The following is a 24,796-nucleotide window of genomic DNA, read 5'->3' as shown; positions in this document are numbered from 1 at the left end:
TTAAATGTACGTTGCCATCATTTTGATTCACGTCCTTCTTGCCATCAGCCTGATTGCTCTGGTGCTCTTGCAGCGCGGCAAGGGAGCCGAGGCTGGCGCTGCCTTTGGAGGCGGTGCTTCACAAACGGTACTGGGCTCGCAGGGTGCCTCCAAGACACTTGCCCGTCTGACAGGCGTGCTCGCTGCGCTGTTCTTTGTAACGTCGCTGGGGCTTGCTTGGCTGGTCGATCGTGGCGGCGATTCACAAAGCGGTATTCCCGATGCCCGCGTGATCGAGCAGCAGCGTACCAGTGCGCCGAGTCTGGATGATGGTGACGACGCGCCTCGGGCGCCCGCTGCCCAGCAGGGCGCTGAAAGTGGTAGTGACGATGGGTTGAGCGTCCCTTCTACAGGCAGCAGCAACGATAATTGATGCATGAGGTCGTGCATCGCTTGACGAATCATGTCATGGGATGCATAATCTCGCGCCAGTGATGAGGCGCTCGATTCAGCAGGGCTTTGTCACTGGTTCGGCAGAAATGCCGAGCAAGACAGAAAGCAGGTTTCTGTCAAACCGAAAGCCGAAGTGGTGGAATTGGTAGACACGCTATCTTGAGGGGGTAGTGACCTTATGGTCGTGCGGGTTCAAGTCCCGCCTTCGGCACCATCGGAACTGCAAGTCGCGACAGACGGATCATGTTGATTCGGCAGGACAAAGTCCTTATACTGATTGCGCTATTGATGCGGGGTGGAGCAGCCTGGTAGCTCGTCGGGCTCATAACCCGAAGGTCGTCGGTTCAAATCCGGCCCCCGCTACCATCCAAGTGTCAATGGATGGAAATTTTTCCCGAAAAGCCCCTTCCATTGAAGGGGCTTTTTGTTACAGCGCAACAAGATCGCTCATCAGTCACCTCATCTGCTCTCCTGTATTTTCGCTCAGGTGCCTGATGCCACTGCAGGAGGCCATGTCGTGCCAACCAGGCAAGAAACACTGCATACGCTGATAGAACCCGCCGTCGCAGCGCTCGGCTTCGAGCTCTGGGGCATCGATTACAGTGCCCAGGGCAAGCATTCCAAGCTGGTTGTCTATATCGAACACGAAAATGGTGTTGGTGTGGATGATTGTGCCGATGTCAGTCGGCAGGTAAGTGCTCTTCTGGATGTAGAAGACCCTCTCCCCGGACAGTATCAACTTGAAGTGTCCTCTCCCGGGATGGATCGCCCGCTTTATTCCCTGTCACATTTTGCCCGGTTTGCCGGTCACACGATTACGTTGAAACTGCGCGCGCCCTTCGAGGGTCAGCGTCGTTTCAAGGGGCTGCTGGCAGGAGTTGATGGCGATGAGGTGCTGCTGCAGTTCAATGACGAAGAGTATGGATTTCCTATCGAGACCATTGAGCAGGCACGTGTCGTGCCCGGGTTTGATAACTGATGCTTGATGATAACAAGGACTTTTCTGGCGAGGCACAGGCATGAGCAAGGATATTTTGCTGGTCGTCGATGCGATATCGAATGAAAAGGGTGTCCCCCGCGACATTATTTTCGAAGCCGTCGAGGCGGCGCTGGCCAGCGCCTCCCGCAAGCGCTACGAAGGCAAGGATGTTGATATCCGGGTTCGTATCGATCGTCACTCCGGTGACTATGACACCTTCAGGCGCTGGACAGTTGTGCCTGATGAAGACTACATCACTTCAGCACGTCAAATTCCGCTGGGAGCTGCTGAAGAGCGTGATGAGCCGCTGGGTCTGGGTGCCGTGGTCGAAGAGCAGATCGAGTCAGCCGAATTTGGTCGAATTGCCGCCCAGACAGCCAAGCAGGTCATCGTGCAGAAGGTGCGTGAGGCCGAGCGCGCCGAAATTGTGCGTCAGTATGCCGAGCGCGAAGGCGAACTGGTGGGCGGTAGTGTCAAGAAAACCACACGCGATGGCCTGATCATTGATCTGGGCGACAACGCGGAAGGTTTTCTGCCACGCGGTGAAATGATCCCGGGCGAGCGTTATCGTCTCAACGAGCGTGTCAGGGCCCTGCTATGGCGTGTGGATCCCGAAGCGCGCGGCGCCCAGCTGATTCTGTCCCGTACACGGCCCGAATTTCTGGTGGAGCTGTTTACCATTGAGGTTCCCGAAATCTCGGAACAGCTGATTGAAATCAAGGGTGCGGCGCGTGATCCGGGCTCTCGTGCCAAGATTGCCGTCAAGACCAACGACCGTCGTATCGATCCTGTTGGTGCCTGTGTCGGCATGCGTGGCTCAAGGGTTCAGGCCGTTTCGAACGAACTTCGCAACGAGCGTGTGGATATCGTGCTTTGGGACGATAATCCTGCTCAGCTGGTCATCAATGCCATGGCCCCTGCTGATGTAGCTTCCATCCTGGTGGATGAAGACACGCATGCCATGGATGTCGCGGTCGGTGAAGACAATCTGGCGCAGGCCATTGGCCGCAGTGGTCAGAACGTACGTCTGGCGAGTGAGCTGACAGGCTGGACGCTCAACGTCATGACGGAGGAGGAAGCCGAAGGGCGCCGCGAGCAGGAACTCGACAGCTATATCGAATACTTCATCAACCATCTGGATGTTGATGAAGAGATGGCACGACTGCTGGTGGAAGAGGGTTTCACTTCGCTGGAAGAAGTGGCCTATGTCCCGCTGGAAGAGATGCTGGAAGTCGACGGCTTTGATGAGTCGCTGGTCGAAGAGCTGCGTGCGCGTGCCAAGGATGAATTGCTCAATCTGGCGATCAAATCCGAAGAAGAACTGGACGGCACCGCGCCCGCCGAGGATCTGCTCTCGATGGAGGGTATGGATCAGCATCTTGCCTACCGACTGGCCGGGCGAGGAATTATCACCATGGAAGATCTTGCCGAGCAGTCCATTGAAGACCTCAAGGATATTGAGGGAATGGATGAAGAACGCGCAGCGGCACTGATCATGACGGCCCGGGCGCCGTGGTTCGAATAATCCATCGTATCGCGACAGGTCACGGGTTCAGGAGGTCATAAATGGCAGAAACAACAGTCAAGGAATTTGCCGGCAAGGTGGGGCGTGATGTCAGCCGCCTGCTGGAGCAGATGAGCGAAGCAGGTCTGCCTCACAAGGCAGAAAATGATGCCGTCTCGGAAGAAGACAAGCAGAAGCTGCTCGATTATCTCACCAAAAGCCACGGCGGCGCTGGTGCACGCGGTAACAAGAACCGCATTACCATGACGCGCAAGACGCGCAGCAAGATTCGCACCGGCGATGGTCGCAACAAGACCATCGAGGTGCAGGTTCGTAAAAAGCGTACCTACGTCAAGCGTGGCGACGAGGAAAACGGCGAGCAGGAGTCTCAGGATCAGGCGCCCGCGGCCGAGCAGACCGGCAATGCCGCGGCACCGACAGCATCTGAAGCGCCTGCACAGGCCGCAACGGAAGCAGCGACTGCCGAGTCGACAGCACCTGTCTCCGAAACGACCGCGAGCAACGCCGCACCGGTAGAAGCTGCCGTTGTTGCGCCTTCGGAAGATACCGGCGATAGCGCGCCTGCCGTTGAAGCGCCTCCCCGCGAGCCGCGCAATGACAACAGTCGTCGTACAGCTCGTCGCGGAGAAGGTGGCAAGTCAGCGGGTGGTCGTCGTGACGAACGTCGTGATGATGCCGATGAGCGTAGCGAGCGCAACGAACGCAAGCGTGGCGGCAAAAAGGTCAAGCGTGCCGAGCAGCGCCGTGGCAGCCGTCGTGGCGGTAGCGGTCGCAGCGACAACGCACATGGCTTCCAGAAGCCGGTTCAGAATATCGTCCGCGAAGTGCCGATCCCTGAATCCATCAGCGTGGCAGACCTTGCCGACAAGATGGCCATCAAGGCCAACGAAGTCATCAAGGCCATGTTCAAGATGGGCGCAGCCGTCACCATCAACCAGACCATCGATCAGGATACTGCCGCGATCGTGGTTGAAGAAATGGGACATACGCCCAAGCTGGTGAAGGAAGACGCACTCGAGACGGAAGTACTCGAGAACATCTCCTACGAAGGCGAACAGATCACGCGTGCGCCGGTCGTTACCGTCATGGGGCACGTTGACCACGGCAAGACCTCGCTGCTGGACTACATTCGCCGTACAAAGGTTGCCACCGGTGAAGCCGGCGGTATCACCCAGCATATCGGTGCCTATCACGTCGAGCATGAAAACGGTGATGTGACCTTCCTCGACACCCCCGGTCACGCTGCCTTTACGGCCATGCGTGCACGTGGTGCACAGGCCACGGACGTCGTTATCCTTGTTGTGGCGGCCGATGACGGTGTCATGCCGCAGACAGTTGAGGCCATCGAGCATGCCAAGGCCGCGGGTGTCCCGCTGGTCGTGGCGGTCAACAAGATCGACAAGGCTGGTGCTGATCCGGATCGAGTTCGCAACGAGCTGTCTCAGCGCGGCGTGATTTCGGAAGAGTGGGGCGGTGATACCCAGTTCGTTCATGTTTCTGCCAAAAGCGGTGAAAACATTGATGGACTGCTGGAAGCCGTGCTGCTGGTCTCCGAAGTTCTGGAGCTAAAGGCGGTTCCCGAGGCACCCGGCAAGGGTGTTGTGGTCGAGTCCCGTCTGGATCGCGGCCGTGGGCCGGTCGCCACCGTACTGGTACAAAACGGAACGCTCAAAAAGGGCGACGTGGTACTGGCCGGTCTCCATTACGGTCGCGTGCGTGCGCTGGTCAACGAGCTGGGCAAGCAGGTCGATGAAGCCGGACCTTCCATGCCGGTCGAGATTCTCGGTCTGGGCGGTACGCCGGAAGCCGGTGATGACTTCATGGTCGTGGCCGATGAGAAGAAGGCGCGTGAAGTGGCCAACTTCCGTCAGGGCAAGTATCGCGAAGTGCGTCTGGCACGCCAGCAGAAGGCCAAGCTGGAGAACATGTTCAGCCAGATGGGTCAGGACGAAACCGCAACGGTCAACATCGTACTCAAGGCCGACGTGCAGGGCTCGCTGGAAGCCATTCGCGGCGCACTTGAAGAGCTGTCGACTGATGAAGTCAAGGTGGCTGTGGTTTCCTCAGGTGTGGGCGGCATTACCGAAACCGACACCAACCTGGCCGTGGCCTCGAATGCCATCATCGTTGGCTTCAACGTCCGTGCCGATGCCTCTTCACGTGAAATCGTCGAGCGTGAAGGCCTGGATCTGCGCTACTACAGCGTCATCTATCAGCTTATCGATGAGGTCAAGCTGGCGATGAGCGGTATGCTGGCGCCGGAATGGCGTGAAGACATCGTGGGTGTGGCCGAGGTTCGTGACGTCTTCCGCGCTCCGAAAATCGGCGCTGTCGCCGGTTGCATGGTGATTGAAGGCAGCGTACACCGGAACAAGCGTATCCGTGTCCTGCGTGAAAACGTGGTGGTCTATGAAGGGGAGCTGGAATCCCTGCGCCGCTTCAAGGACGACGTCAGCGAAGTGCGTAACGGCATGGAGTGCGGCATCGGCGTACGTAACTACAATGATGTCCAGGTCGGTGACAAGATCGAAGTCTTCGACCAGATCGAGGTTCAGCGCTCCCTGTGAGCGCTGCACCCATGACGGGAGCGATTCATGCGTGAATTCAGTCGTACGGATCGGGTAGGCGAGCAGCTGGCCCACGAGCTGGCACAGCTTATCCAGCGTGAGGTCAAGGATCCCCGGCTGGGCATGGTGACGGTCACGTCGGCCGATGTCAGTCGTGATCTGGGCTATGCCGATGTTCACGTCACCCTGATGGGTGAAAATGATCCGGAGCGCATTCGTGAAAACCTGGCCGTGCTCAAGCGGGCCAGCGGGTTTTTGCGCTCGCGCGTTGCCCGGACCATGAAGCTCAGGCATGTGCCCGAGCTTCGCTTTCACTTCGATGAGTCCGTCAGCCGTGGGCATGCGCTGTCGAGTCTGATCGAGCGTGCCGTGCAGTCCGATCGTGAACGGGCTCCGGAAGACGATGGAGAGGGTTCGGAGCGCAGCGACTGATGGCAAGACGACGTCGCGGTCGCCCCATTGATGGCGTGCTGCTGCTCGACAAGAGTGGTGGCATGACGTCAAATCGCGCACTGCAGCAGGTGCGCGGGCTTTACCAGGCGCAAAAGGCCGGACACACCGGTACGCTGGACCCCATGGCCACCGGGCTTTTGCCCATCTGTCTCGGAGAGGCGACCAAGTTTTCGTCCTGGCTGCTGGATGCCGACAAGCGCTATCTGGCAGAAGTGCGTCTGGGCGCTGTCACCGATACCGGTGATCGTGAAGGCGAGGTGATCAGGGAGTGTCCTGTCCCTTCATTGAATGACAGTGATGTCGAACAGGTGCTTTCCGGTTTTCTCGGCGAGATCGACCAGGTGCCGCCGATGTATTCGGCACTCAAGCATCAGGGGCGTCCGCTCTATGAGCATGCCCGTGCCGGGCGAGAGATTGCGCGTGCACCCAGACGTGTGAGCATTTATGATATCGCGCTCACCTCGCGACATGCGCAGGGTTTTTCGCTGGATGTCAGCGTCAGCAAGGGCACCTATATCCGCACGCTGGCCGAGGAGATCGGCGAACATCTTGGCTGTGGGGCGCATCTTGAAGGGCTGCGTCGGCTCAGAACCGGGCCCTTTGATGGCAGTGACATGCTCGATATCGAGACGCTTGAGTCGATGAGCGATGAGCAGCGTCTTGAAAGGTTATTGCCCGTGGATGCGCTGATCAGCCATCTTCCGGCATTGACCACCGATGATGACGGGGCGCGGCGTATCCTGCAGGGTCAGCCCATTGCGCTTGAGACACTCGGGCTGGCAGAAGGCAGCGCGGCCAGACTTTATCATGACCACAACCTTCTGGGCGTGGTCACTATCAGCGGGTCGGGGCAGTGTTCGCCTCGCCGGCTAATCAATACTGCCGACGAGCGTCGGTAGGGTTCGCGAAGACTGCAAATATGCGTGGTCTTCGACATTTATCAATGCTCAGGCATATTAGACTGGAGAAGTAACATGGCACTGACTGCCGAACGCAAGGCCGAAATCGTCAAGGAATTCGGTACCGTTGAAAACGACACCGGCTCGCCGGAAGTCCAGATTGCCCTGCTGACGGACAACATCGTCACACTGCAGAGCCATTTCAAGGATCACAAGCAGGACCATCACTCGCGTCGTGGTCTGATCCGCATGGTTAACCAGCGCCGCAAGCTGCTGGATTACCTCAAGCGCAAGAATTTTGATCGCTACCAGCAGATCATTTCTCGTCTGGGCCTGCGTCGCTGATTGCGTCGCTTTTCCGGTACGAACTGACAGGCGGCTCCCCCTCGGGAGCCGCCTGTTTTTTGTTGTGCCGGTCGGGTGAGAGTGACACCTGGGGCGTTTGATTTTAAGATGACATCGAAAGTAGATGAATGGTTTACGAGAAAAGGACAACGCATTGAACGCGGTTAAAAAGACATTTCAATACGGCAATCACAGCGTCACACTGGAAACCGGCCGTCTGGCACGTCAGGCCACCGGCAGCGTACTGGTCACCATGGACAACACGGTGGTGCTGTGTACGGTGGTTGCTCGAAAGGACACCAAGCCTGGTCAGGATTTCTTCCCCCTTTCCGTGCACTATCAGGAAAAGACCTATTCGGTCGGCAAGATCCCGGGTGGGTTTTTCAAGCGCGAAGGACGTCCCAGTGAAAAGGAGACGCTGACCTCGCGTCTGATCGATCGCCCGATCCGTCCGCTGTTCCCCAAGGGCTTCATGAACGAGGTGCAGGTCGTCTGCACGGTACTTTCGGCTGAACGTCATCAGGATCCTGATATCGCTGCCATGCTGGGTACCTCGGCGGCGCTGGCCATCTCCGGTGTGCCCTTTGCCGGTCCGATCGGTGCTGCGCGCGTCGCTTTCACCAACGAGCGCGGTTATTTCATCAACCCCACTCAGGAAGAGCTGCAGGCGTCTGAACTCGACATGGTTGTGGCCGGTACCGAAAAAGCCGTGCTGATGGTCGAGTCCGAGGCAAAAGAGCTTTCCGAAGACGAAATGCTCGGCGCCGTGCTGTTTGCCCATGAAGAAATGCAGGTGGCCATCAAGGCCATCAACGAATTTGTCAGTGAAGGCGGCAAGGCCAAATGGGACTGGCAGCCCCAGGCCGAGAATGCCGCGCTCAAGGAGGCGCTGGTCAGCGGTTTTGAGGCAGGCATCGGCGAAGCCTACCGTATCACCGACAAGATGGCGCGTCAGGATCGTCTGAGTGAGCTCAAGGCCCAGGCGAAGGCGCAACTGGCTGAAGGTGACGCGGCACTTTACAGCAGCGAAGACGTGAGCAACGGCTTTGCCAAACTCGAGAAGCGTATCGTTCGCGAGCGTGTCCTCAACGGCGAGCCGCGCATCGATGGCCGTGATCATGCCACCGTGCGCGCGCTGGATATCGAAGTCGGTGCTCTGCCGCGCACCCATGGCTCTGCCATCTTTACGCGTGGTGAAACCCAGGCCATCGTGACCACGACACTGGGCACGACCCGGGATGCGCAGCTGGTGGAAGGTCTTGCCGGCGAGCGCCATGATCGCTTCATGCTGCACTACAACTTCCCGCCCTACAGCGTGGGCGAGGCCGGCTTCATTGGTTCGCCCAAGCGCCGCGAGATCGGTCATGGCCGCCTGGCGCGCCGTGGTATCGCGGCCATGCTGCCCTCTGCCGACGATTTCCCCTATTCGATTCGCGTGGTCTCCGAGATCACCGAGTCCAACGGTTCCAGCTCGATGGCCTCTGTCTGTGGCTCTTCGCTGGCCCTGATGGACGCCGGTGTGCCGCTGAAGGCGCCGGTGGCCGGTATTGCCATGGGTCTGGTCAAGGAAAACGATCGCTTCGCCGTTCTGACCGACATTCTGGGCGATGAAGATCACCTGGGTGACATGGACTTCAAGGTGGCGGGTTCCGTTGACGGTATCACCGCGCTGCAGATGGATATCAAGATCGAAGGGATCAATGAAGAGATCATGGAAAAGGCGCTGGAGCAGGCCTTCCATGCCCGTCAGCATATCCTGGTCGAGATGAACCGTGTGATCGCGCAGAGCCGTGGCGAAGTGGCCGAGCATGCGCCCACCATGGCCCGTCTCAAGATCGATCCCGAAAAGATCCGTGACGTTATCGGCAAGGGTGGCGCCACCATTCGCCAGATTTGCGAAGACACCGGTGCCTCGATCGATATCGACGACGATGGCAGCGTGCGCATCTATGCCGAGACCAAGGCGGGTGCGCAAAAGGCCATGGATACCGTCATGGGGATCACGGCCGAAGCCGAAATCAATAAGCTCTATCGAGGCAAGGTCGTGCGTATCGCTGACTTTGGCGCCTTCGTCAACTTCATGCCGGGTACTGACGGACTGGTTCATATTTCCCAGATTGTCCCCGAGCGCGTCAATGACGTGCGTGACTTCCTCAGTGAAGGGCAGATGGTGACCGTCAAGGTACTGGATATTGACAACCGCGGTCGCGTGAAGCTTTCCATCAAGGAAGTTGGTGAAGAAGAGAAGGCTGCCTTCGAGGCCACGCTGGAAGAGTAATTTTCCGGCAATTTCAGAAAACCCCGCGAATGCGGGGTTTTTTTTATGTGTCAGGAAAAACTACGAAGCGCTATCGTGGGACAGATTATCGATCAGCCGTGTATTTCCCAGTCGGGCTGCCGCCAGCAACACCGCGCCGGGTTGCCATGTGCTGATTGGGCACAGCGTGGTGGCATCGCACAGCGCCAGATACTCGGGTCGAAATCCTGCCTGTTGTAGCTGTTGCAGTCCCTTCGCCAGCACCTGCTCGCTGTTGGCTCCCTGCTCAAGGCGTTGGGCACTATCCACAAGGCATTGATAAAGCCGGCTTGCCTGAGCGCGCGCGTCTTCATCCAGATAGCGATTGCGTGAAGACAGGGCCAGCCCGTCATGGTCACGGGCGATGGGTACGCCAATGATATCAATGGGCATGTGCTGATCGCGCACCAGCTTTCGAATGACCGCCAGCTGCTGAAAGTCCTTCTCGCCAAAACAGGCCACATCAGGGCGCGTCAGATTGAAAAGAAGACTGACCACGGTCGCCACGCCGTCAAAGTGTCCGGGGCGATGGGCGCCGCACAGCCCTTCCGAGACCTGTGGAACGCTTACCCGGGTCAGAGAGAACTGTCCTTCGGGATAGAGAGTGTCAACACTGGGGGCAAACAGAAGATCACAGCCGCGCCCGGCCAGAAGCCGCTGGTCATCAAGAAGTGTGCGTGGATAGCGATCCAGATCCTCGTCAGGGCCAAACTGCAGCGGATTAACGAAAACGGTGGCCACTACACGATCGGCGTGCTGTCGTGCGGCATCCACCAGCCTCAGATGGCCCTCATGGAGGTTGCCCATGGTCGGCACCAGGGCGATTCGATGGCCTTCGCGGCGCCAGTCCGCCAGCGTTTGTTGAAGGGCTTTAATATCGTCAAACGTTTGCATGCCGTGTCGTACCCATACTCAAAAACAGTGCTCGGGAGCGGGAAAGCAGCGGGTGGTGACCGCCTCATGATAGGCCCTGAAGGCGCCCTCGATACTGCCGGATTCTGCCATGAAGTTCTTGACGAATCTCGGCGGTCGTCCCGTGGTGGCGCCCAGCATGTCGTGCATGACCAGAATCTGCCCATCAACGTCGGGGCCGGCGCCAATACCAATGACCGGGACATGAAGTGCCTCGCGGATGCGGCCGGCCAGTTCAGAAGGCACGCACTCCAGCAAAATGACACCGGCACCGGACTGCTCCAGCATCATGGCAGCCTTCAGCATGGCCTCGGCCTGCTCATCGTTGCGCCCCTGAACGCGATAGCCGCCCAGCGCATTGACGCTTTGTGGTGTCAGTCCCATATGCACGCAGACCGGCACACCACGATGGACCAGGGCCGTGACGGTCTCGGCAAGCCAGGCCTCCCCTTCGAGCTTGATCATGTGTGCGCCTGCCTGCATCAGCTGCCCGGCGGCCTGCAGGGTCTGCGTCGTGGTGGTATTGGTCATGAAGGGCAGATCCGCCATGATCAGGCTGGAGGTGCCGGCTCGTGCTACACATCGGGTGTGATAGATCATGTCTTCAAGGGTGACCGGCAGGGTGGACGTGTGTCCCTGCAGCACCATGCCCAGCGAATCCCCGATCAACAGGACCTCGATGCCGGCCTTGCCTGCCAGGGTGGCCAGAGTGGCGTCATAGGCGGTGAGACAGCTGAAGGGCTGTCCCGCCGCACGGCGTTCGTTCAATGTTCGGATGGTAATGGGGCGGGTCATGCATCCCTCGACAGTCAGCAGCCGGTATGGCTGATCGAGTCTAGGGTCAGAGCGACAGGCGCTTCAAGTCATTCGAGGGCGCTGCCGCTGAAAGCCGGTTCAAGGGCTGGCCGTTGGGCAGGCAAAGTTCAGGGGCAATTTCCAGCATGGGCTGGACCACGAAGGCACGCTCGGCAAGCCAGGGGTGAGGCACGACAAGGCGCGGAAGATCGAGCACCCGGTCGTCATAGAGCAGAAGATCCAGATCCAGAGTGCGAGGTCCCCAGTGACGCTTGCGTACGCGTCGATGACGCTGTTCCAGTGCCTGAAGCTGATCGAGCAGCGCCAGCGGTGACAGACGTGTGTCCAGCACTGCCACGGCATTGACGAAGTCAGGCTGATCCTGTGGGCCTACCGGGCGGCTGCCGTAAAGAGAAGAGCAGGCGCTGAGTTTGGTCAGAGGTAATCCGGCGAGGTCCTCAAGCGCGCTCAGGACCTGCCGGCGAGGATGATCCAGATTGCTGCCCAATCCGATCCAGGCCCTGTGACTCATTCCTGGTCATCCCGGGGCGCGCGACGTCTGCGGCGGCGTCTGGGCTTGCGGGCAGGGGCGGGCATGCTTTCCGGTCCCTCGTCATCAACGGGGACATCATCCTGACCCTGTTCTGCCTTTTGCACCATCTCACGCTGCTGGGTTTCGCTGGCTTCCTGAAAGCGGGTCCACCAGAGGCCAAGCCCCGAAGCTATTTCACCGGCCGTTTCCCTGAGCAGCAAAAAGTCATAGGCCGCACGAAAGCGTGGATGTACCAGCGTCTGATAGGGACGCTTGCCCCGTCGTCGTGGCAGCATCAGTTGCATGTCCCAGATTTCGCGCATGGGCAGGCTGAAGCGCTTGGGGATGGACGTGTGCTGCAACTGACGGTTCAATACCTGCTGGGAGGCCTGCTGCGCAGCAGGCACCGGTGGCACACCCTCATTGATCAGTTGCGCTGTCTGCGCGACCGTGGCCGGCCAGAGCAGAGCGGCATACAGAAAGGCCGGGCTCACCGGCTTGTCGGCCCGAATACGCGCATCGGTATTGATCAGCGCCTGCTCGACCATCTTCTCGGCCCAGCTCAGCTGCGCAAGCGACTCCTCGGTACCCGGAAACAGCATGGCAAACAGGCCATGACGTCTAAGTCCGTGAAAGGTACTCAGGGCGTAACCGGACAGAAAGAGCTTGAGTACTTCTTCAAACAGCCGCGCCGGGGGGATTTGCAAAAGCAGTGATGCGCAGTCTGCCAGCGGTGCCTCGGTTTCGGCAGCCAGGGTAAAATCCAGCTTGCTGGCAAAGCGCACGGCACGAAGCATACGGACCGGATCTTCACGGTAACGCAGGTCCGGGTCACCGATCAGACGAAGCACACGATGCTCAAGGTCTTCAAGACCGCCAGTCCAGTCGTGAATGGCGAAGTCACGCACGCTGTAATAGAGCGCATTGACCGTAAAGTCGCGACGCATGGCGTCTTCGTCGACACTGCCCCAGACGTTGTCACGCAGCAAAAGCCCTTCTTCGGACTGATGTGAATGGCGCTCGGCCATTTCGGTATCGTGACCACCGCGAAAGGTGGTGACCTCAATGATTTCACGTCCAAAACGAACATGAACGATGCGAAATCGTCGACCGATCATGCGGGCATTGCGAAAGACGCTGCGAACCTGTTCCGGTGTGGCACTGGTGGCAACATCAAAATCCTTGGGCACTTGCCCAAGAAGAGAATCTCTGACACATCCACCCACCAGATAGGCTTCAAAACCTGCCTGGTTGAGACGATAAAGTACCTTCAGCGCATTTTCGCTGAGCATTCGTCGAGAGATGGGATGTTGATCGCGGGGAAGAATGGTGGGCGTCAAGGTGAAGCCATGTTGACCTGATGGAAATTCCGGGAGGCCGATCAAATAACGGCCATGATGTCCCGATCTGTCTGCGCCCTGATAAATCGTGACGCCGATCAGAAGCTCAGTGTAGCCGAGCAGCAAAAGCTTGCAAAGCAGCCTGTCATACAAGTCAGGTTTTGGTAATGAAAACGGGGAGACATTTTTCGTCTCCCCGCCAATGATGATGCATTGTGTTTTTCTTCGTGATGGCGCATCGCCCTGAATACGTACCATGTTCACCAAACGCAATATGCCGTGATCTATTGTTTTTGTGTACTAAAACGGCTGCGAACATCTCGTATTCAAAACAATCTTCCATAACGACAGCCACAAGGCTGCTCCGAAGATTTTATTGTTGTTCCGGAGTGTCGCAGGGTTGGGTTGTTATTGTCGTACAACGCTGCAATGACATCGCATTCTGTGGATAACGAAAGGGCTTTATTGTTGTTATTAACGCCTCGTACGTGATGGTGCCATTATTATTGTTGTTATCAGCTCATCCACGCGTTTATGACGGACCTTTTCATATTGTTATTGTGCAAGGTTGTCGATCGGCACCGGGCATTGTTTTTGTTGGAAGCCGGTCAGGTGATCGCTGTTATTCTTCTTCAGTCGACTCTATTAGTGCAGAACACGTGCCACCTAAAAAAAACCCCATCAAATTCATGGTGCTATGAAAATCTAATTGGTCTGGCATTGTCCAGAATGAGTTCCGGTACATTCCAGAAATCATTTTTGCACTAAAAAAGTGCGAATATTTCGCGTGCGTGCTTATTTTTGGTGCACTGCCCTCGTTGGCTAGGGTCAGCATACGCGTAACGGGGCGTAAAAAAAGACGACGATGGTCGATAGTGGTCAATTCGAAGTCGTTTGTTGAACATTGTGAGAAACCAGAAAGTGCGGTCGCCAACTATTAATGGCGGCGCTGAGCTGGTTGCTGACAGATGCATGGCGCAGTGCCGGCTCGGGGGATTGCCCCAGAAGCGTGAGGGCTTCGTGAAGTAGTGGGCGAACGGCGTGATCCTGCAGGGGAAGAGCGGGCGCCATGTTTTGCTTGGAAAGTTTCTGGCCATTGGCGGCAACCACCAGCGGCAGGTGGAGATACCTGGGCGTGGTATAGCCCAATGCCTGCTGCAGTCGAATCTGCCAGGGCGTGTTGTCGAGTAGGTCAGCACCTCGGACGATATCCGTTATCCCCTGGCGGGCGTCATCGACCACCACGGCCAGCTGATAGGCCCATAGCCCATCGCGTCGCTTGAGCACCACATCACCGAGGGCTGGCAATGACCAGCTCTGATGGCCCAGTCGTCGGTCCTGCCAGCAGACGTCCGGAACGCCGATATCGGTCCTGAGTCGCCAGGCAACATCTCGCTCGGGATGCAGGGGACCGTGACGGCACCAGCCCGGGTAGATGCTGAAATGCCGCCACTCTTTTCGCGAACAGCTGCAGGGGTAGGCCATACCGCCTTCCACCAGCGCGTCCAGCGCCGTTTGGTAATCGCTATCATGGTCATGCTGATACTCGACGGTGCCATCGTGGTAAAGGCCGAAGGCGTCAAGCTGTTTGATGATGGTATCGCTGGCACCGGGCGGACAGCGGGGCGGATCGATATCCTCGATGCGCAACAGCCAGCGGCCGCCTTTTGAGCGGACATCCAGCCAGCTCGCCAGTGCGGCCAGCAAAGAGCCGAAATGCAAAGGCCCCGAGGGCGTTGGTGCAAAGCGACCAACAACCGCGGGGCCGTGTTCAATATGCCTTTGGCTCGGCATTCAGCCTCCGAGCTGTTTTTCCTTCAATTCCGACAGCGTTTTGCAGTCAACGCAGAGTGTGGCCGTGGGCCGGGCTTCCAGGCGTCGGATGCCGATTTCGATGCCGCACGCGTCGCAAAAGCCGTAGTCATCCTCATCGATTTTTTCGATGGTCTCGTTGATCTTCTTGAGCAGCTTTCGCTCGCGATCACGGGTGCGAAGCTCGAGATTGAAGCCTTCTTCCTGCGTGGCGCGATCGGCAGGATCCGCGTAGTTGTTGGCGTCTTCCTGAAGGTGACGAACGGTGCGATCAACCTCTGCCATCAGGTCGTTTTTCCAGTTGAGCAGAATCTGGCGAAAGTGTGCCAGCTGCTGCTCGTTCATGTACTCTTCGCCCGGCGTTGGCGCATAGGGCTTAAAGGTATCGGGCGACTGCGTCTCGGCTACTGCCATGGGAGATTGCCTCACTGCAGGTAATAGCGATGCTGTAAGCCCGCAAGACTGTTCCTGATTACCGCATCGCATGATTCAGGGTAGTGCTATTTATAGGAAATCCATGCCGATTGCAAGCCGGTTTCAACAAAAGTCAGCAGGCCTGGAGATCACCTCATGAGTATAGTTCAAGGCATGGTATCGGCGCTGGGGCCGGGAACATGAGGTTGCCGCCACTATGGTCGGGCGTACTTATTGCACGCTATAAACGCTTTCTGGCCGACATCCGCCTTGATGACGGGCGCATCATTACCGCGCATTGCCCCAACACCGGCTCGATGCGCGCGGTTAATGTGCCTGGCTGCCGGGTCTGGGTATCCTGGCACGACAATCCAAAACGCCGTCTGGCATGGACCTGGGAACTGATCGAGCTGCCGGATGGGGCGTTGGCCTCTATTCATACCGGGCGTGCCAATGCGCTGGTGCAGGAAGCACTGGAAACGGGAACACTGCTGCCGTTCGAGCCGCCGTGGACATTACAGCGTGAGGTCAGGGCAGGGGACTCAAGGCTTGATTTTTGTCTGACGCCTGAAGGCGGCGTTCCGGTCTGGCTGGAGGTCAAGCAGGTGACGCTCAAGGAGGGGGACTGTGGCTACTTCCCGGATTCGGTCAGCACCCGTGGGCGCCGTCATCTGGAAACACTGATGGCACTGCGCGCCGGCGGTGATCGGGCAGTGCTGGTCTTTCTGGTCGCCCATGACGGTATTGATGACGTCCGCCCGGCAGCGCATCTGGATCCTGCCTATGCCCGCACCTTTCAGATGGCATACGAGGCCGGTGTAGAAGTCATGATGCTGGGCTGTGAGATCACGCCCGAACAAGTGACAGCCTGTCACTATCGCCGCCTTTATTAGGTTCAGGTGGCGCTGTCGGGACCTTCCAGCTCGCGATCGCGAAGGTAGGTGATCTTCGTTTTGCCATGCGGGGCGGGGCGGCCGTCATCGCCCATGTTGACGAAGACAATCTCATCAATGGTCAGGATGTTTTTATGGGTGATCTTGTTGCGGACCACGCAGTGAAGGGTGAGCGATGTCTTGCCGAATCTGGTGGCGGTAATCCCCAGCTCGATGATGTCACCCTGACGTGCGCTGGAAACAAAGTTGATGGACGACATGTATTTGGTCACCACGCGCGAATTGGCCAGCTGAATGACCGCATAGATGGCCGCCTCTTCGTCGATCCACTTCAGAAGACTTCCCCCGAAGAGTGTCCCATTGGGGTTGAGATCCTCGGGCTTGATCCACTTGCGGGTATGAAAATTCATGTTCAGGCCTCGCTGGGCGTCGCAGATTGATCACTCGATCATACCAAAGTCCAGGGTTCCGGAGCCGTCTGTTCTAGCGCTTGACTCGAAAGATGGCATCCTGGCCGAAAAGGTTGGGCCAGCGTCGGTGGCGCCACTGGCCTTCCCGGTTGCCATTGCCCACCGCCTGATCGGTGATGGTATGCCCCTGCTGGCGGCACAGATCGGCAAAGTCCCGGAAGGTCGACAGGTGAATATTGGGTGTGTCGTACCAGGCATGCGGCAGCGAGCGTGATACCGGCATGCGGCCCTTGAGCCCCAGCGACAGGCGATGACGCCACCAGGCAAAGTTGGGGAAGGCAATAATGCATTCATTGGCGACCCGCAGCATTTCGTCGAGCATCAGGTCGGGGCGTCTCAGGACCTGAAGCGCCTGAGTCATGATCACCAGGTCGAAGGTGTCATCGGGAATATTGGTCAACCCCTGGTCCAGATCCTGTTCGATGACATCCACGCCCTTTTCAAGACAGCGTGAAATCCCGTCGCTGTCGATCTCCAGACCATAGCCCGTGACCTGCTTTTGCGCCGAGAGCGCTGCCAGCAGGGTCCCGTCGCCACAGCCCAGATCCAGAACGCGAGCGCCATGCGGGACCCAGTCATAAATCAGTGCAAGATCGGCCCGCATCACGAATTTCCTCCGGTAGCCTGTTCCACGTCATTGGCAACACGCGTCATGAAGCCACCCAATACGGCCTCATAGCGCTCATTGGGTAGCAGAAAGGCATCATGTCCATGGGGGGAGTCGATATTGGCATAGCTGACATGCTTGCCGGCCCGCAGTAGCGCATCGACCAGTTCGCGTGACCGGGCCGGCGCGAAACGCCAGTCGGTCGTGAAGCTGACCACCAGAAAACGACACGTCGCCGTGGACAGGGCACGGGGGAGGTCATCCTCGTGTTCGCCGGCCGGGTCGAAGTAATCAAGTGCCTTGGTCATCAGCAGATAGGTATTGGCATCAAAGCGTGTCGAGAAGGTGTCGCCCTGATAGCGCAAATAGGACTCCACCTCGAATTCAACGTCATAGCCATAGTTGAGGCTGTCGGTGCGCAGATCGCGTCCGAAGCGCGCGCCCATGGAGTGTTCCGAGAGATAGGTAATATGGCCAACCATACGGGCCAGCCGCAGCCCTTGTCTGGGCAGGGTCTGATGCTCGCTGTACCAGCCGTCGAAGAACTCGGGGTCGGAACGTATGGCCTGGCGCGCCACTTCATTAAAGGCAATGTTTTGTGCCGAAAGCCGTGGCGTCGCGGCAATGACGGTGGCGTTGGCCACCCGCTCGGGCAGGCTCATGGCCCATTGCAGGACCTGCATGCCGCCCAGACTGCCCCCGACCACGGCGGCGAAGCGCTGGATGCCCAGCCGATCAGCCAGCATGGCCTGGCTGTTGACCCAGTCGGTCACCGTCATGAGCGGAAAGTCGGGGCCCCAGATACGGCCGGTGGCCGGATTTTCACTGGAGGGACCGGTACTGCCGTGGCAGCCGCCAAGGTTGTTGACCGTAATCACGAAAAAACGCCGGGTGTCGATGCTTTTGCCGGGGCCGATGTGAGCATCCCACCAGCCGGGCTTTCGGTCATCGACATGATGATAGCCGGCAGCATGATGGTGACCCGACAGCGCATGGCAGATCAGGACCGCATTGCTGGCCGTTTCGTTGAGCGTACCGTAGGTTTCATACACCAGCTCAAAGGCCGGGAGTTCACGGCCACAGGCAAGCCGCAGGGGCGTATCAAAGCGGGCGACCTGGGGGGTTACCAGGCCAACCGAGGTAGAAGACAGTGTCTCGGGCATCAGCACTCAAATCCGGTCAGACAGGGCAGGCCGAAATTGCGGCCCGGCGTCGCAGGCGCACTGTAGCATATCGTTGCAGACGTCGGGTGGCGAGCGCTGGCGGGGCGGCTGTCGTGCGCGGGCACGACAGCCTGTCAGGTCTTAAATCAGCGGGGCAAGGGGGCCGGCTGCGCGGCTCAGGGCGCCCACCAGAAAGCTGTCGAGTACGTTGATCAGCAAAAAGACCACAATGGGGGACAGGTCAATCATGCCAATCGAAGGGATAACGCGTCGTACCGGCGCCATGACCGGCTCGGTAATCTGAAACACCAGCAGTGCTCCGGGGTGGCCGGACTGAGGCGCGACCCAGCTCAGAATGATCATGATGATCATGGCAAAGAAATAGATCTTCAAAATGGCGTTGACCACGCCAGCCAGCGCCGCCACGGCCAGAAGCCCGATGGGCGGAAAGCCAAAGATCGCCATGCAGATCAGGGCGATGCCCACCATCTTGAACAACAGCGCGACCACAAGCGTTGCAATATCGATGGGACCGGCAGGTCGCAGGACGCGCTGCAGAGGGGCCACCAGCGGCGAGGTTGCCTTGACGATCGCCTGGCTGATGGGGTTGTAGTAGTCGGCACGTGAAGCGTGCAGCAAAAAGCGCAGCATCAGCACAAACAGATAAAGGTTGATCAGGGTGTTGACCAGCATGATGCCGGTATCGCCCAGTGCGCTCCCCATGGAGACTCTCCGTTATGTCGTCACAAGATGACAGATACAGTGAATTTACTGATCCCGCAGCTCACGTGCCAGTGATTCGGCACGCTCGAAACAGGCCAGTGTGGCATCATCCACCATTTTCTCGAAGCCGGCCTGCTCAAAACTGGCAATGGCGCGCTCCGTAGTACCTTTCGGCGACATGACCTGTTGCTTGAGCGTTTTCGGGTCCTGCTCACTTTCTTTTGCCATATGGGCTGCGCCCAATGCCGTCTGAATGGCCAGACGCCGTGCTGTCTCACGTGACAGTCCTCGTGCCACGCCGGCATTTTCCATCGCCTCCAGCATATAGAAGAAGTAGGCGGGCGCACTGCCGGCGATGGCCGTCACGGCACTGAGCAGGGTTTCTTCCTCTACCCATTCGATGATGCCAACGGCTGACAGCAGATCGCCGGCCAGGGCGCGGTGGTGCTCGCCGAGGCCGGGGGACGCATACAGGCCGGTGGCGCCCTGGCCCACCAGTGCCGGTGTGTTGGGCATACAGCGCACGATGGGCAGGCTGTCATCGCCCAGCCACTGGCCCAGCGTATCGATGGTGAGGCCGGCGGCAATGGAGATGATCAATGGACGGCTGATCTGAAGCGCCTCCTGAATCGTCTCGCACACCTCACGCATGATCTGTGGCTTGACGGCCAGAATGACGACATCGGCTTCGCTGACCCCTGCAGCATTGTCAGTGGTGGTCTGAATGCCGTAGCGCGCGCGATGCTGTTCGAGCATGGTCTCATCGGGAGAGGTGGCCGTAATGGCATCAGCCGGATAGCCATTGTCGATCAGCCCGCCGAAGATGGCGCTGGCCATATTGCCAGCTCCGATGAAGGTCAATTGACTTGCCATGAAAGGTGTCCTTGTAGTCGGGATGTTCAGTCGCGGCTGCCGAAAATGACTGTTCCAAGTCTGACCAGCGTGGCGCCCTCGTCAATGGCCGCTTCCATATCACCGCTCATGCCCATCGACAGGGTGTCCAGTGGCGCCTCGGGATAACGCCTTGCCAGTGCCTCGAAAAGCTCGCGCAGCGCCGCATGGGGACGTCGCTGTTGCGCCGGGTCATCGCTGGCCGCCGGAATGGCCATCAGGCCCCGCAACCGAAGGCCCGGCAGGGCCAGTACCTGTTCAGCCAGCGCCGGCAGCGCTTCGGGTGTGACGCCCGACTTCGAGCTCTCCCGGCTGATATTGACCTGCAGACAGATATTGAGTGCTCCCATGGAGGCCGGGCGAGCCTCGCTCAGGCGTCGGGCGATCTTCTCGCGATCCACGGTGTGAACCCAGCTGAAGTGTTCGGCCACGTCACGTGTCTTGTTGGACTGAAGTGCGCCGATATAGTGCCATTCGATCTCTTCAAGGTCTGCCAGCGCCTGCTGTTTTTCCAGCGCTTCCTGCAGGTAGTTTTCACCAAAAAGACGCTGCCCGACGTCAAACGCCTCCCGCAGCATGGCCGCCGGTTTGGTCTTGCTGACCGCCAGTACCGCCGCGCTATCGGCCGACCGACCGGCGCTGGCAAGCGCCTGCTCAAGTCGGTGGCGTATCGCGACGATATTGTCCTTTACGGCGTGGCTCTGATCGGGGGTCGCGCGTGACTGCTGATCGCTCATGAGTGATCACTCTTTGTGACGTCCGGAACTGCGAACGCATGGATATTACCGAACTGCTGGCTTTTACGGCAAAACAGGGTGCCTCGGATCTACACCTGTCGGCAGGTCTACCTGCCATGATGCGCGTCGACGGCGAGATTCGTCGCCTTAATGCCCCGGCGCTTGAACACGAAGACGTCGAGCGTCTGCTGCTGGCGGTCATGAGTGAGGCCCAGCAGAAAAGTTTCAGGGAAGCGCTGGAGATCGATTTTTCCGTCGATGTCCCCGGCGTTTCCCGCTTTCGCGTCAATGCCTTTCATCAGGACAGGGGCGTAGCCGGGGTTTTTCGTACTATCCCTTCTCATGTGCCCAGCCTTGAGTCGCTGGGACTCGGAGACGTCTTTCGGCGACTGGCCTCCTGTCCGCATGGACTGGTGCTGGTGACGGGGCCGACCGGTTCGGGCAAGTCCACCACGCTAGCGGCCATGGTGGATCATATCAACGGCGCCCGCGCCCAGCATGTGCTGACCATCGAGGATCCCATCGAATTCGTGCACTACTCCCGGCGAGCGCTGATCAACCAGCGCGAGGTGCAACGCGACACGCATGATGTGGCCAGTGCCCTGCGCTCGGCGCTGCGCGAAGATCCTGATGTCATTCTGGTGGGAGAGATGCGCGATCTGGACACCATGCGGCTGGCGTTGACGGCTGCCGAGACCGGCCACCTGGTGCTGGCCACGCTGCATACCACATCTGCGGCCCGAACGGTGGATCGTATCGTGGATGTCTTTCCCGGTGATGAAAAGGCAATGGTACGCGCCATGCTGTCCGAGTCCCTTCAGGGCGTGATCTCTCAGCAACTGATGCGCCGTATCGGCGGGGGCAGGATTGCCGCCCACGAGATTCTGATCGCCACGCCCGCCATCCGAAATCTGATCCGCGAGGACAAAGTGGCTCAGATCTATTCTGCCCTGCAGACCGGCGGCGGACTGGGCATGCAGACCATGGAGGCCGCCGTGTCGAAGCTGGCGGCTGAAGGGCTGATCGTACGCGAAGAGAAAGGGTGAGGGGCCGGGTGTGCTGACATGGTGCTGAACGCCCCGGCAGCAGCCGGAAAACTCAGCGCTCGTAAACCCCGCCCAGAATGCGAGGCCCGGCTGCGCCGGTGACCGAGGCCAGGTTGCCTGCAAGCCCTTCCAGCCGCCGCCAGGCAAGCCAGGCGAAGGCGCCGGCTTCCAGCCAGTCCGGTGACCAGCCCAGCGCCTGACAGGACCCGGTTTTGATTGGTGACAGTCTTGCGTTCAGAGCGTCCATCAGGGCGACGTTGTGTGCGCCGCCGCCGCAGGGGATGACACAGGCATCCGTCTGCGCCTCGGCAGGCAGGTGGCGCTCCAGTTCACGAGCAATGCTTTCAACGGTCAGAGCCAACAAGGTGGCCTGAACATCTGCCGCGGGCTCATCTTCCAGGTGCGTCTCAAGCCACTGCAGATGAAAATGCTCTCGGCCCGTACTCTTGGGCGGTGCGCTATCAAAAAACGGATCACTCAATAGCCTTGCCAGCAGCGCCGGCTGGCAGCGTCCCTGATCCGCCCACTGGCCATCGCGATCGAACCGGCCATCATGATGGCGGGCATACCAGCCATCCAGCAGGGCGTTGGCCGGTCCGGTATCAAAGCCGATCACCGGTATGTCACTGCCCCCTGGCGGGAGCAGGGTGACGTTGGCAAATCCCCCCAGATTCAGCAGTACGCGCCACTGATGAGGGTCACGAAAAATCGCGTTATGGAAGGCGGGGGCCAATGGTGCGCCCTGACCGCCGGCGGCGAGATCACGCCTTCGAAAATCAGCCACGACGCGACAGCCGGTCAGTTCGGCCAGTCTTGAAGGGTTATCCAGTTGCCAGGTATATGGGAAAGGCTCTGCCGGACGGTGTTCAATGGTCTGTCCATGGCTGCCGATGGCGGTGATGTCCGAGACGGCATGACCACTTTTACCCAGCAGTGCCGCGACGGCCTGCGTTTGAAGCCGGCAGAACGCCTCTTCGGTTTCCGCCAGGGTTTCAAAGGCCGCCTCTCTGGCATGACACAGATGCCAGAGCTGGCGGCGCAAAGGCTCCGGCATGTCGATGCCCGTGGCTTCCAGTAGAAGAGGGCGGTGATGGTGGTCGCATTCCACCAGCGCTGCATCGATACCGTCCAGGCTGGTGCCGGACATCAGACCTATAAAAAGACTCATCTGCTCACTCCTGCCGGGGCGGTCTCCGTGTTGGACGCCATGCTATCATGCCCCACATTTCCTGCTGCTCGCCCGCGGATCAGGTGAGGGGGAGCAGCTGCAATCATCTGAACACAGGAGAGGCAGGTCATGGCCGATGTTGCCGATGCGCTGGCACTGATCAAGCGCGGTGTCCACGAGGTGCTGGTAGAGGACGAGCTGGAGAAGAAGCTCTCTTTGGGACGGCCGCTGCGCATCAAGGCCGGCTTCGATCCTACTGCGCCCGATCTTCACCTGGGGCACACGGTGCTTTTAAACAAGCTGCGCCAGTTTCAGGACCTGGGGCATGAGGTGCTGTTTCTGATTGGTGATTTTACCGGGCGGATCGGTGATCCCACTGGCAAGAGCGTGACGCGAAAACCGCTGACGGAAGAAGACGTCATGGCCAACGCGCGTACTTATCAGGAGCAGGTGTTCAAGGTACTTCATCCCGAACGCACAAAGGTGGTTTTCAATGCGCAGTGGATGAGTGCCATGTCGGCCGCTGATTTGATCGGTCTGGCCGCCCAGACCACCGTGGCCCGCATGCTGGAGCGTGATGATTTTGAAAAACGCTATCGCGGTAATCAGCCCATCGCCATCCACGAGTTTCTCTACCCGCTGATACAGGGGTATGACTCTGTGGCGCTGGAAGCCGATATCGAGATCGGCGGCACCGATCAGAAGTTCAATCTGTTAATGGGGCGTGAGCTTCAAAAGCATTATGGGCAGGCACCGCAGGTGGTATTGACCATGCCGTTGCTTGAAGGCCTGGATGGTGTACAGAAGATGTCCAAGTCACTGGGCAACTATGTCGGCATTACCGATCGTCCCGGTGAAATGTTCAACAAGGTTGTGTCCATGCCGGATTCACTCATGTGGCGCTACTTCGAGCTGCTGTCGCTCAAGCCCATGGAAGACGTCAAGGCGCTGATGAGTGACGTGGACAACGGTGCCAATCCGCGTGACGTCAAGATGGTACTGGCACGTGAGCTGGTGGCCCGCTTTCATGGGGAGGAGGCAGCTGCCGGTGCGCACCGCGCCAGTGGCAATCAGCTCAAGGAAGGCGAGCTGCCTGATGACCTGCCGGAAGTAGAGGTTATGGTCGAGGGTATGGAGGAAGCCCCCATTGCCCTGATCCTGAATCGAGCCGGCCTTGCCAACAATAGCGCTCAGGCAAAGGACATGCTGAAAAATGCACGTGTCTGGGTGGATGGCAACAAGGTAGAGGCAGGACACATGCTCGCAGTGGGTCATGAATATGTGATTCAGGCCGGCAAAAAGCGTTATGCCAGGGTCCGCTTGCATAAGGGATAATCTTATTCCTGGACAAGTCATACATCTGCAGCAGTTTTTTGTGCAAAAAAGTTGGACATGACCCCTACAATTCGGTAAGTTGTACAAACACTGAGGTAGCAAGCGCATGGAGGCGTTGCACCCACGGAAGGGAAGCCTTGGTGTAAATTTCAAGGGCATCACCATGGAGGGTGATGTTTAAGGATCAGGAAGATCCATAGGGCCTGCCACTGACACGATCAGCGGTGGGCCCTTTCTTTTGGCTACTGCTCTACATGTAGTAGAGACGCTCTCTCTAACAAGAGAGGAAGCATAAATACCCCGGCATGGAGAGGGTAAATGCGTACTCTCCCTTGCGGTTTAAAGACGACATCGAAAACTTTTTGCCGGAAGGGGTTGCGCGATTCCGGGGTGATCTATAAAGTACGCATCCGCTGCCACGGAGCACACGGCGACGAGGCGGCGGGGAAGTCTGGCAGGTGA

Annotated in this window: 24 protein-coding genes and 2 tRNA genes; 13 read left to right on the top strand and 13 right to left on the bottom strand. The window is 58.6% G+C overall.

The features are described from left to right. Nucleotides 1-4: 4 nt before the first annotated feature. From secG to pnp, 10 genes are all read left to right on the top strand, one after another. A complete protein-coding gene (gene secG / locus Q0931_RS15510; protein ID WP_299261907.1) occupies nt 5-412 on the top strand; it encodes a preprotein translocase subunit SecG in 408 nt (135 codons plus the stop codon). Between the two features lie 147 nt (nt 413-559). Next, nucleotides 560-646: transfer RNA gene (locus tag Q0931_RS15505), tRNA-Leu, on the top strand. A 75-nt stretch (nt 647-721) separates the two neighbouring features. Next, a tRNA-Met gene (locus tag Q0931_RS15500) sits at nt 722-798 on the top strand. Between the two features lie 151 nt (nt 799-949). Continuing rightward, nucleotides 950-1,411, top strand: a complete 462-nt coding sequence (gene rimP / locus Q0931_RS15495; RefSeq protein WP_086623267.1) for a ribosome maturation factor RimP — start codon at nt 950-952, stop codon at nt 1,409-1,411. 40 nt (nt 1,412-1,451) lie between these two features. Continuing rightward, nucleotides 1,452-2,936, top strand: a complete 1,485-nt coding sequence (gene nusA / locus Q0931_RS15490) for a transcription termination factor NusA (RefSeq protein ID WP_086620832.1) — start codon at nt 1,452-1,454, stop codon at nt 2,934-2,936. A 41-nt stretch (nt 2,937-2,977) separates the two neighbouring features. Next, the gene (gene infB, locus Q0931_RS15485; protein WP_299261901.1) at nt 2,978-5,503 is read left to right on the top strand and encodes a translation initiation factor IF-2; all 2,526 of its coding nucleotides are present in this window, start codon (nt 2,978-2,980) and stop codon (nt 5,501-5,503) included. A gap of 27 nt (nt 5,504-5,530) precedes the next feature. Continuing rightward, on the top strand, nt 5,531-5,935 hold the full coding sequence (gene rbfA, locus Q0931_RS15480) for a 30S ribosome-binding factor RbfA (RefSeq protein WP_299261899.1): 405 nt from the start codon (nt 5,531-5,533) through the stop codon (nt 5,933-5,935). After that, nucleotides 5,935-6,855, top strand: coding sequence for a tRNA pseudouridine(55) synthase TruB (gene truB, locus Q0931_RS15475; RefSeq protein ID WP_299261897.1), 921 nt, complete (start codon nt 5,935-5,937; stop codon nt 6,853-6,855). The genes rbfA and truB overlap by 1 nt, the downstream gene beginning before the upstream one ends. 75 nt (nt 6,856-6,930) lie before the next feature. Further along, nucleotides 6,931-7,200, top strand: coding sequence for a 30S ribosomal protein S15 (rpsO, locus tag Q0931_RS15470; RefSeq protein ID WP_086620828.1), 270 nt, complete (start codon nt 6,931-6,933; stop codon nt 7,198-7,200). A 154-nt stretch (nt 7,201-7,354) separates the two neighbouring features. Next, nucleotides 7,355-9,478, top strand: a complete 2,124-nt coding sequence (gene pnp / locus Q0931_RS15465; RefSeq protein WP_299261956.1) for a polyribonucleotide nucleotidyltransferase — start codon at nt 7,355-7,357, stop codon at nt 9,476-9,478. A 60-nt stretch (nt 9,479-9,538) separates the two neighbouring features. Here pnp and panC read toward each other — a convergent pair whose 3' ends face one another. The 6 genes from panC to dksA form a co-directional block, all read right to left on the bottom strand. Further along, nucleotides 9,539-10,390, bottom strand: coding sequence for a pantoate--beta-alanine ligase (gene panC / locus Q0931_RS15460; protein WP_299261892.1), 852 nt, complete (start codon nt 10,388-10,390; stop codon nt 9,539-9,541). 18 nt (nt 10,391-10,408) lie between these two features. After that, nucleotides 10,409-11,203: a 3-methyl-2-oxobutanoate hydroxymethyltransferase gene (gene panB, locus Q0931_RS15455; protein ID WP_299261890.1), complete on the bottom strand. Its 795-nt coding sequence runs from the start codon at nt 11,201-11,203 to the stop codon at nt 10,409-10,411. Nucleotides 11,204-11,249: 46 nt separating this feature from the next. Next, nucleotides 11,250-11,735 carry a 2-amino-4-hydroxy-6-hydroxymethyldihydropteridine diphosphokinase gene (gene folK / locus Q0931_RS15450; RefSeq protein WP_299261888.1) on the bottom strand — a complete coding sequence of 162 codons (486 nt, stop codon included), beginning with the start codon at nt 11,733-11,735 and terminating at the stop codon, nt 11,250-11,252. Further along, nucleotides 11,732-13,075 carry a polynucleotide adenylyltransferase PcnB gene (gene pcnB, locus Q0931_RS15445; RefSeq protein ID WP_299261886.1) on the bottom strand — a complete coding sequence of 448 codons (1,344 nt, stop codon included), beginning with the start codon at nt 13,073-13,075 and terminating at the stop codon, nt 11,732-11,734. The genes folK and pcnB overlap by 4 nt, the downstream gene beginning before the upstream one ends. Before the next feature lie 879 nt (nt 13,076-13,954). Beyond that, the gene (gene gluQRS, locus Q0931_RS15440; protein WP_299261884.1) at nt 13,955-14,869 is read right to left on the bottom strand and encodes a tRNA glutamyl-Q(34) synthetase GluQRS; all 915 of its coding nucleotides are present in this window, start codon (nt 14,867-14,869) and stop codon (nt 13,955-13,957) included. Continuing rightward, complete coding sequence (dksA, locus tag Q0931_RS15435; RefSeq protein ID WP_299261883.1) at nt 14,870-15,301, bottom strand: RNA polymerase-binding protein DksA; 432 nt, start codon at nt 15,299-15,301, stop codon at nt 14,870-14,872. A 200-nt stretch (nt 15,302-15,501) separates the two neighbouring features. Here dksA and sfsA point away from each other — a divergent pair, with 200 nt between their 5' ends. Further along, the gene (gene sfsA / locus Q0931_RS15430) at nt 15,502-16,194 is read left to right on the top strand and encodes a DNA/RNA nuclease SfsA (protein ID WP_299261882.1); all 693 of its coding nucleotides are present in this window, start codon (nt 15,502-15,504) and stop codon (nt 16,192-16,194) included. 2 nt (nt 16,195-16,196) lie between these two features. Here sfsA and Q0931_RS15425 read toward each other — a convergent pair whose 3' ends face one another. The 6 genes from Q0931_RS15425 to Q0931_RS15400 form a co-directional block, all read right to left on the bottom strand. Then, entirely contained in the window at nt 16,197-16,604 is a 408-nt protein-coding gene (locus Q0931_RS15425; RefSeq protein WP_299261880.1) for a hotdog domain-containing protein, read from the bottom strand. Between the two features lie 73 nt (nt 16,605-16,677). Next, nucleotides 16,678-17,268 carry a methionine biosynthesis protein MetW gene (metW, locus tag Q0931_RS15420; RefSeq protein WP_299261878.1) on the bottom strand — a complete coding sequence of 197 codons (591 nt, stop codon included), beginning with the start codon at nt 17,266-17,268 and terminating at the stop codon, nt 16,678-16,680. Continuing rightward, nucleotides 17,268-18,434, bottom strand: a complete 1,167-nt coding sequence (locus Q0931_RS15415; RefSeq protein WP_299261876.1) for a homoserine O-acetyltransferase — start codon at nt 18,432-18,434, stop codon at nt 17,268-17,270. The genes metW and Q0931_RS15415 overlap by 1 nt, the downstream gene beginning before the upstream one ends. Nucleotides 18,435-18,575: 141 nt before the next feature. Next, complete coding sequence (locus Q0931_RS15410) at nt 18,576-19,157, bottom strand: YggT family protein (protein WP_299261874.1); 582 nt, start codon at nt 19,155-19,157, stop codon at nt 18,576-18,578. Nucleotides 19,158-19,202: 45 nt separating this feature from the next. Continuing rightward, nucleotides 19,203-20,030: a pyrroline-5-carboxylate reductase gene (gene proC / locus Q0931_RS15405; protein WP_299261872.1), complete on the bottom strand. Its 828-nt coding sequence runs from the start codon at nt 20,028-20,030 to the stop codon at nt 19,203-19,205. A gap of 26 nt (nt 20,031-20,056) precedes the next feature. Then, nucleotides 20,057-20,785: a YggS family pyridoxal phosphate-dependent enzyme gene (locus tag Q0931_RS15400; protein ID WP_299261870.1), complete on the bottom strand. Its 729-nt coding sequence runs from the start codon at nt 20,783-20,785 to the stop codon at nt 20,057-20,059. Nucleotides 20,786-20,823: 38 nt separating this feature from the next. Here Q0931_RS15400 and Q0931_RS15395 point away from each other — a divergent pair, with 38 nt between their 5' ends. Beyond that, nucleotides 20,824-21,831 (top strand): type IV pilus twitching motility protein PilT, encoded by a 1,008-nt coding sequence (locus Q0931_RS15395; RefSeq protein WP_299261867.1) that lies wholly within the window; start codon nt 20,824-20,826, stop codon nt 21,829-21,831. Nucleotides 21,832-21,883: 52 nt separating this feature from the next. Here Q0931_RS15395 and Q0931_RS15390 read toward each other — a convergent pair whose 3' ends face one another. After that, complete coding sequence (locus tag Q0931_RS15390; protein WP_299261865.1) at nt 21,884-22,999, bottom strand: anhydro-N-acetylmuramic acid kinase; 1,116 nt, start codon at nt 22,997-22,999, stop codon at nt 21,884-21,886. Between the two features lie 129 nt (nt 23,000-23,128). Between Q0931_RS15390 and tyrS the strand changes: the two genes are divergently transcribed. Further along, nucleotides 23,129-24,334 (top strand): tyrosine--tRNA ligase, encoded by a 1,206-nt coding sequence (gene tyrS / locus Q0931_RS15385; protein WP_299261863.1) that lies wholly within the window; start codon nt 23,129-23,131, stop codon nt 24,332-24,334. Nucleotides 24,335-24,796 lie beyond the last annotated feature (462 nt).

It is taken from the genome of uncultured Kushneria sp. (assembly GCF_947497025.1).
Lineage (GTDB): Bacteria > Pseudomonadota > Gammaproteobacteria > Pseudomonadales > Halomonadaceae > Kushneria.
This window is presented reverse-complemented; position numbering and strand designations above follow the sequence as displayed.